Source organism: Novosphingobium sp. (assembly GCF_040079535.1).
Classification (GTDB): Bacteria; Pseudomonadota; Alphaproteobacteria; order Sphingomonadales; family Sphingomonadaceae; genus Novosphingobium.
The window spans coordinates 22,329-28,955 of record NZ_JBEBKB010000034.1; the positions used below are offsets into that span (position 1 = coordinate 22,329).

Annotated in this window: 9 protein-coding genes and 1 pseudogene; 3 read left to right on the forward strand and 7 right to left on the reverse strand. The window is 61.1% G+C overall.

The window, feature by feature from the left end; genetic code table 11:
- Positions 1 to 17: 17 nt before the first annotated feature.
- Together ABL914_RS10780 and ABL914_RS10785 are read right to left on the reverse strand one after the other, a co-directional pair.
- Entirely contained in the window at positions 18 to 632 is a 615-nt protein-coding gene (locus tag ABL914_RS10780) for an ATPase (protein WP_391563183.1), read from the reverse strand.
- Between the two features lies 1 nt (position 633).
- Positions 634 to 1,863, reverse strand: a complete 1,230-nt coding sequence (locus ABL914_RS10785; protein ID WP_391563184.1) for a heavy-metal-associated domain-containing protein — start codon at positions 1,861 to 1,863, stop codon at positions 634 to 636.
- A gap of 134 nt (positions 1,864 to 1,997) precedes the next feature.
- On the opposite strand from ABL914_RS10785, the gene purM reads away from it, so the two are divergent.
- The 3 genes from purM to ABL914_RS10800 all read left to right on the forward strand — a co-directional run bounded on the left by purM (position 1,998) and on the right by ABL914_RS10800 (position 4,314).
- Positions 1,998 to 3,101: a phosphoribosylformylglycinamidine cyclo-ligase gene (gene purM / locus ABL914_RS10790; RefSeq protein ID WP_391563185.1), complete on the forward strand. Its 1,104-nt coding sequence runs from the start codon at positions 1,998 to 2,000 to the stop codon at positions 3,099 to 3,101.
- Complete coding sequence (gene purN, locus ABL914_RS10795) at positions 3,073 to 4,047, forward strand: phosphoribosylglycinamide formyltransferase (RefSeq protein ID WP_391563186.1); 975 nt, start codon at positions 3,073 to 3,075, stop codon at positions 4,045 to 4,047. Before purM ends, purN begins: the two co-directional genes overlap by 29 nt.
- A 90-nt stretch (positions 4,048 to 4,137) precedes the next feature.
- Entirely contained in the window at positions 4,138 to 4,314 is a 177-nt protein-coding gene (locus ABL914_RS10800; protein ID WP_391563187.1) for a Flp family type IVb pilin, read from the forward strand.
- Positions 4,315 to 4,336: 22 nt separating this feature from the next.
- On the opposite strand, the gene ABL914_RS10805 is transcribed toward ABL914_RS10800, so the two are convergent.
- The 5 genes and pseudogenes from ABL914_RS10805 to ABL914_RS10825 all read right to left on the reverse strand — a co-directional run.
- Complete coding sequence (locus ABL914_RS10805; protein WP_391563188.1) at positions 4,337 to 4,579, reverse strand: hypothetical protein; 243 nt, start codon at positions 4,577 to 4,579, stop codon at positions 4,337 to 4,339.
- A gap of 86 nt (positions 4,580 to 4,665) precedes the next feature.
- Entirely contained in the window at positions 4,666 to 4,914 is a 249-nt protein-coding gene (locus tag ABL914_RS10810; RefSeq protein WP_391563189.1) for a YdcH family protein, read from the reverse strand.
- Positions 4,915 to 5,081: 167 nt separating this feature from the next.
- On the reverse strand, positions 5,082 to 5,504 hold the full coding sequence (gene ndk / locus ABL914_RS10815) for a nucleoside-diphosphate kinase (protein ID WP_391563190.1): 423 nt from the start codon (positions 5,502 to 5,504) through the stop codon (positions 5,082 to 5,084).
- An 84-nt stretch (positions 5,505 to 5,588) separates the two neighbouring features.
- Complete coding sequence (locus tag ABL914_RS10820; protein WP_391563191.1) at positions 5,589 to 6,023, reverse strand: DNA polymerase III subunit chi; 435 nt, start codon at positions 6,021 to 6,023, stop codon at positions 5,589 to 5,591.
- Between the two features lie 6 nt (positions 6,024 to 6,029).
- Positions 6,030 to 6,627: pseudogene (locus ABL914_RS10825) on the reverse strand (leucyl aminopeptidase); the annotation flags it as partial.

The window sequence follows — 6,627 nt, forward strand, 5'->3', positions numbered from 1 at the left end:
GTCCCATGCAGGGCCGTTCAAATCAAGCGCGGTTCTTCCGGCCCCATCAGCAGTTCCAAAGCCTCGCGGCAGATCGCCATCCCCGGCGGGGCTTTGCGTTCCATGCCCAGCCGGTCGATTGTTTCAACCAACCGTTCGGCCATAACATGGGAACGCTCGCCCCGGGCCGCAAGATAGGCCGCTGCATCCAGGCCCAGCGGTAGCCGGCGCATCTCAGCGTAGAGCAAAATCAATTCGGCCATCATGGTATCGTCCGGCACCCCTATTTCCAGGTGCAACGCCGCGCTAAGCCGTGATGCCAGATCGGGCAGCGTGATCTGCCAACCTGCTTCACGCAAGGTTGTTATCAGCAGCAACGGGGCGGCATCTTCCTGCGCACGGTTCCAGCGGTGAAACAGTTCAGTCTCGTCCAACTGATCGGCATCATCGATTGCTTCGCCATCGCTTGCGGCCTGAAACCATTTGGCAATCAGAGATTTTCCCGATCGCGGCGGCCCGGCCAGAATAGCAGTGCGGAATGGCCAGCTTGATGCTGCGCTGATCGCTTCCAGTGCAGCCTGATTGGCATTGCCAATGACAATCCGCGATGGGCCGTTAGCCCCCGTTTCAAGGGGAAGCGCAATCTGGCTCATATCAGCGTTTGATTGAAAGCGCGTTGGCGCCAACCGAAACCTTCCAACCGCGCCCCCTGAGCGAGGCCGCCAGGGTATCGAGATCACCTTCGTAGGTGACCCGCATCACCGAAGTGCCGCCCATCGCCAGACTGGTGGTGGATGCGCCCTTTACGCCGGGCGCACTGCGCACGGCGCCAAGTGCGGAATCAACCGCCGCAGCATCGGGCGATGCAAACTGGACAGTAAAGGTGCGGGTTTCAACCGGCGCGGACGTGGCAGTTGGTGTTGCAGCGGGGCTGGCGCCATCGCTGGGCTTGGCGCTGGGCTTGTCCGTTGGCGCGGCAACTTGCGGGTTTTGCCCGGCGGCAATCAGCGCAGCGATACCGGGATCAATCTGGCCGGTCACGTTAAGCGAGGTATCGACCTTAAGCCGGCCATCAGCCAGCGCCGCGCCATAGATCTGATCAAGCTGGACAACCGCATCGGCCAGCATCTTTGGCAAGGCGGCCTCATCCTTGGCGGTCAGGGTAAAGCTGCCAAGATAGACGTTGTCTGGGCCGTACCGCGCAGTGAAGGTACCGCGCACCGGGCCGCCCGGCCATTGCCGTTCCAGCCGCGCTTCGGGGAACACGGCATCGGCCGCGCCAAACTGATCCAGCACATTGCGCCACCACGCCCGGCTGCGCCGACCTGGCTGCCCGGCGGTTAGAATCAGCGAATCGCCCCCGGCACCGACCGGACGCACATAATCGATCGGACTGTTGCCAGCGCGAAATTCCGCCCAGGCTTTTTGCCAAGGGCTTTTCACTTCATAGACCTGCGCAACACCGCCCGAATAGAGCACCGGAACCACCAGCAGGGGCGCAGAATGCTTGCGTCCGCCGTTGGCCCCGCCAACAAATTGCCCGGCCCGTGCCCGATCGAAAACCACGCCAAGCGTGGCAATATAACGGCGCGGACCGATCTGTTCGCGCTGGATCACGATTGCAGAGACCATCGACTGGATCGAACCATCGGCCATTGCCGGGCCGCCAGCCTTTTTCCAGGCCAGCCGCGCAGCCTCTTCCCAGCCCTTCGATCGCGCTTCCTCAGCGCTTGATCCGGTTGTGTTCACTTCAATATCGTTGATCTGGATGTCCGAAGTGCTGGCCACCGGCACGATCCCGCGATCACCTTCGACCTGGGCCCAAAGTTGGCCCGGCCCCAGCAGGATTGCAGCCAGCAGCGCGGCCAACAGCGCAGCCGCCAAGGCCAATGCAGCAGGTCGGGTGCGCCTCCGGGCGGAAAGGATGGAAGGTGAAATAGGTGTCATCGGGGAAAACCGGGTGCCTTTTGCCCAATCATCCGTGGAAATCCAAGCAGGAAAAGGCTAGGCCGCGCGCAATGTCTAACAATCCGCCCCCAAAGAGCTATTCCTATGAACAGGCTGGCGTCTCAATCGCCGCCGGCAACGCGCTGGTAAAGGCGATCGGTCCGCTGGCAAAAGCCACCGCCAGACCGGGCGCAGACGCCGAATTGGGCGGCTTTGGCGGCTTCTTTGATCTGAAGGCGGCGGGCTATACCGATCCCTTGCTGGTGGCCGCCAACGATGGGGTGGGCACCAAGGTTAAGCTGGCGATCGATTTCGATCGGCACGATACAATCGGACAGGATCTGGTTGCGATGTGCGTCAACGATCTGATCGTCCAGGGTGCAGAGCCACTGCTGTTCCTTGATTATTTCGCCACCGGCAAGCTGGAAAACGGCATCGCAACCCGCGTGGTGGCGGGGATTGCTGATGGCTGCAAGCTGGCCGGGTGTGCGCTGATCGGCGGCGAAACCGCCGAAATGCCCGGGATGTACGCTGCGGGGGACTATGATCTGGCCGGGTTCTGCGTGGGCGCGGTGGAACGCGGTGAACAGTTGACCGGCAGCAAGGTTGCTGAAGGTGATCTGCTTCTGGGCCTTGCCAGCAGCGGGGTCCATTCAAACGGCTATTCGCTGGTCCGCCGGCTGGCTGCGGATCTTGGCTGGCGGATGGATCGCCCGGCCCTGTTCGATCCGGAACGCCTGCTGATCGACCATTTGATTGAGCCGACCCGGATCTATGTGAAAAGCCTGCTGCCGGTGATCCGCGGCGGCAATATCCATGCTTTGGCCCACATCACCGGCGGCGGCCTGCTGGAAAACGTCCCCCGGGTCCTGCCCGAAGGCCTTCATGCCCGGATTGATGCCGGCGCGTGGGAGCAAACCCGGCTGATGGCGTTCCTGCAGGCGCAAGGCAATATCGAGCCAGCCGAAATGGCCCGGACCTTCAACTGTGGAATCGGGATGGTGCTGGCGGTGGCGGCGGATGAAGCGCCTGGCCTGATAACCGGACTGGAAGCCGCCGGTGAAACGATCCACGTGATCGGCGCGGTTGAAGCGGGTCTGCGCGGCTGCACCGTTTTTGGCGATGCCGAAGTGTGGAGTGCCCGCGATGCCTGGGAAGCCGCGCATCTTGCCTGAACGCGCCAAGGTCGCCGTGCTCATTTCGGGCAGCGGCACCAATATGGCCGCGCTGCTCTATGCCTCCCGCGCAGCTGATTGCCCATATGAGATTGTGCTGGTGGGATCGAACAATCCCGGCGCTGCTGGGCTGACACTTGCGGCGGCCGAAGGGATCGGCACTTTTGCCCTGCCGCACCAGGGCATGGCGCGGATCGATCACGATATGGCGATGGATGCTGCCATCCGGGCCAGCGGGGCACAGTATGTCGCGCTGGCGGGTTATATGCGCATTCTGACGGCTGAATTCGTGACGGGATGGGATGGCCGGATGCTCAATATCCATCCCTCGCTTTTGCCCAAGTATACCGGGCTTCACACCCATGAACGCGCGCTTGCCGCCGGTGATAGCTGTGGGGGCTGCACCGTCCATCTGGTAACTGCCGCGCTGGACGACGGGCCAGTGCTGGGCCAGACCCCGGTAGTGATCCTGCCGGGCGACACCGCCGATAGCCTGGCCGCACGGGTGCTGATCGCAGAACATCAGCTTTATGCGCGTTGCCTGTCCGATCTGGTGGCGCAGGGTTCATCGCCCGATTTCCTGATCCAGCAAGTTCGTGAGCTGGCATTGGCCCTGCCCGAAACCGACGAAGTGCTAAGCCACGCAATGCCTTGCTTCGGGATCGTGAAGGGCAAGAAATTTGCCTATGTTTCGAACGATCACCACGGTGACGGCAAGGTTGCGCTGCTGGTCAAGATCAGCGGTGCAGACGAGCAGGCCCAGCTTATCGAGTTGGACGAGGCCCGCTATTACCGCCCGCCCTATTTTGGTGACGGCTGGATCGGCATCCGCCTTGATCTTGGCGATACCGACTGGGACGCGGTAGCCACCAGCCTCAATCGCAGCTGGCACAGCATTGCCCCCAAAAAGCTGACCGGCCTGTTCAGCGCCGCAGATCAATTTTGACGGTTCAAATCATTAACCAATTTCGGAAATTCCAAAGTAGGCATCCCCGTCTATCCCAAATTATCGATACAAAGACTGAGGAGACCGGAAATGGCATTCATGCGCAAACTTTGGGACGACCAGGCCGGGACATCCGCGGTTGAATACGGCCTGATCTGCAGCTTGATGGTCGTCGGGCTCGTCGTCGGCGTGCAGGGTCTTGGTGCTACGGTTGGCAGCAGCTTCGATAACACCAAGTCAAAAATTCAGACCGCAACGCAGCCCTGACGCAACGCAGCCCTGACCTGGGTCAGATCTCAGCACCGTCCACCATCGGGCGATCCTGGCGCGAGGCGCGATAGCGTGCATCAGGCTCGGTTGGGCCGGGCGAGATCACCACATAATCGTCATGCACTTCGATCAAGGTGCCAACAAACGGCCAGCCTTCCATCGTGCTGACCTTGTAGCTCACCGTATCGCCGACTTTGAATGTCGCCGGATCGAAATTGAATTCGAACGGGCAATCCTCGCCCTCACCGCCCATGCCCTTCATGCGCAATCTCCTTTGCCAGGAAGATAGGCGCAGCCCCGGCAAACGCAACGGGCCAGCGGAGATTTCCGCCCGCCCGCCGGTTTGGCTCAGGCCACTTTGGCCTGCGAAACGATCCCGGAAATTTCATCAAGCAAGGCCAGCCGCTTCTTCTTGAGCGTTTCGCAATATTCGTCGGACGGGGTTTCGATCCCGGCTTCGATCCGGTGTATTTCGCCGTTCAGCGCGTGGTATCGCTCAGAAAGTGTGCCAAAATGCGCGTTGTGCAGCTTCAATTCGTGCAGCAGCGCATGATCGCCGGGAAACTCATCGGCGAGTTCGTGGGGGGTGTGTGACATGCCTTCTCCCTTGCTTGGTGTTGATGCAAAGCAGTATCGGCAAGCCTTTGTAGCGGCGCCTTGTCTTGCATCAAATCGCCACCGCAACCCGAAAAAAGGGCAGCACAAAGCACAAAAAAGGCCGCCGGATCACTCCGGCAGCCTCTTTGATTTTAGCGCAGCGCCGCTTAGCCGACCAGTTCTTCAGGCTTGAAGAAATAGGCGATTTCGATCGCCGCATTTTCATCCGAATCCGAACCGTGGACCGAATTGGCCTCAATCGATTCGGCCAGTTCCTTGCGGATCGTGCCCGGTTCGGCATTGGCAGGGTTGGTTGCGCCCATCACGTCGCGGTTGCGCTGCATGGCATCTTCGCCTTCGAGCACCTGAACCACAACCGGGCCGCTGATCATGAATTCAACCAGTTCACCAAAGAACGGGCGCTCAGCGTGAACTGCGTAAAAGCCTTCGGCCTGGGCGCGGGTCATGTGGATGCGCTTTGAAGCGACAACGCGCAAACCGGCTTCTTCCAGCATCTTGGTAACCGCGCCGGTCAGATTGCGGCGGGTGGCATCGGGCTTGATGATCGAGAAGGTGCGGGTAACCGCCATGTCAATTTCCTTGCAAAGGTGGTTTGTATTGGGAGGGTGCGCGCGCCCCTAGCGGGGAAAATGCAGCGCCGCAAGGTTTTGGCGTCAGCCAGCCTTGGTCCAGCGGCCTTGCTCCTGCCGCCAGTAATTGCGTTCGGCCCCTTCGCTCTCTCCCAGCTTGCGCCAGGTTGCACGGGCATCGTCGATCATCGAGCCATCAAACAGCAGAAACACCCGCTCAAACGCTTCTGCTCCTTCGCGCCATTGCCCATCTGCCAGCGCCAGATACGTCGCACCGTTGTGCGGCTCAAGGCTTTCGGCCAGCAGGATCGGCTGGCGGGCATCGTGCGGGCCGCCTGCCGCAGCGTGGGCCAGAAACAGCTCCTTCACACCCCACAGTGCGGCACTGATCCGCCCGCGTTGATCCGCATCGGCAGAGACCACCAGCACCCGCGCCCCGGCATCCAGCATCTTGGCCGCAAGCTGCGGCAAGGCGCCTTCGACCGGGGTCTGGCTTAACTGGTAGAAATCAACCCTCAAGCCCGACTATCCTTCAAGGTGGTCCCTGACATAACGGTCCAGAACGCGCACACCGTAACCGGTTGCGCCCTTGTCCCAGGTTGCGCCGGGTTTGCCGGCCCAGGCCATCCCGGCGATATCGAGGTGCGCCCAGGGGATGCCCTTATCGACATAGCGCAGGATGAACTGCGCCGCAGTGATCGATCCGCCTTCGCGGGGGCCAACGTTTTTCATATCGGCAATCGGGCTGTCGATCAGCTTGTCATAAGCAGCCCCCAGCGGCATCCGCCACAGCTTGTCGCCACTGGCATCGCCAGCCGCAATCAGTTTGCTCGCCAGGCCATCGTCATTTGAGAAGATGCCGGCCTGTTCATGGCCTAGCGAAATCACCATCGCCCCGGTCAGCGTGGCCAGATCGATAATCGCGCGCGGGGCATATTCCTTTTGCACCCAGGTAACGCAATCACACAGCACCAACCGCCCTTCGGCATCGGTATTGATAACTTCCACGGTCTGCCCGGACATCGAGGTGACCACATCGCCCGGGCGCTGGGCATTGCCATCGGGCATGTTTTCCACCAGCCCGCAGATTCCCACAACATTGGCCTTGGCCTTGCGCCGGGCG

Bases quoted from the DNA above. Each gene is read 5' to 3' on its own strand.
- ABL914_RS10800 (WP_391563187.1), top strand. From the start codon at position 4,138: ATGGCATTCATGCGCAAACTTTGGGACGACCAGGCCGGGACATCCGCG.
- ABL914_RS10805 (WP_391563188.1), bottom strand. From the start codon at position 4,579: ATGAAGGGCATGGGCGGTGAGGGCGAGGATTGCCCGTTCGAATTCAAT.
- ndk (WP_391563190.1), bottom strand. From the start codon at position 5,504: ATGGCGGTTACCCGCACCTTCTCGATCATCAAGCCCGATGCCACCCGC.
- ABL914_RS10780 (WP_391563183.1), bottom strand. From the start codon at position 632: ATGAGCCAGATTGCGCTTCCCCTTGAAACGGGGGCTAACGGCCCATCG.
- purN (WP_391563186.1), top strand. From the start codon at position 3,073: ATGCCTGGGAAGCCGCGCATCTTGCCTGAACGCGCCAAGGTCGCCGTG.
- ABL914_RS10810 (WP_391563189.1), bottom strand. From the start codon at position 4,914: ATGTCACACACCCCCCACGAACTCGCCGATGAGTTTCCCGGCGATCAT.
- purM (WP_391563185.1), top strand. From the start codon at position 1,998: ATGTCTAACAATCCGCCCCCAAAGAGCTATTCCTATGAACAGGCTGGC.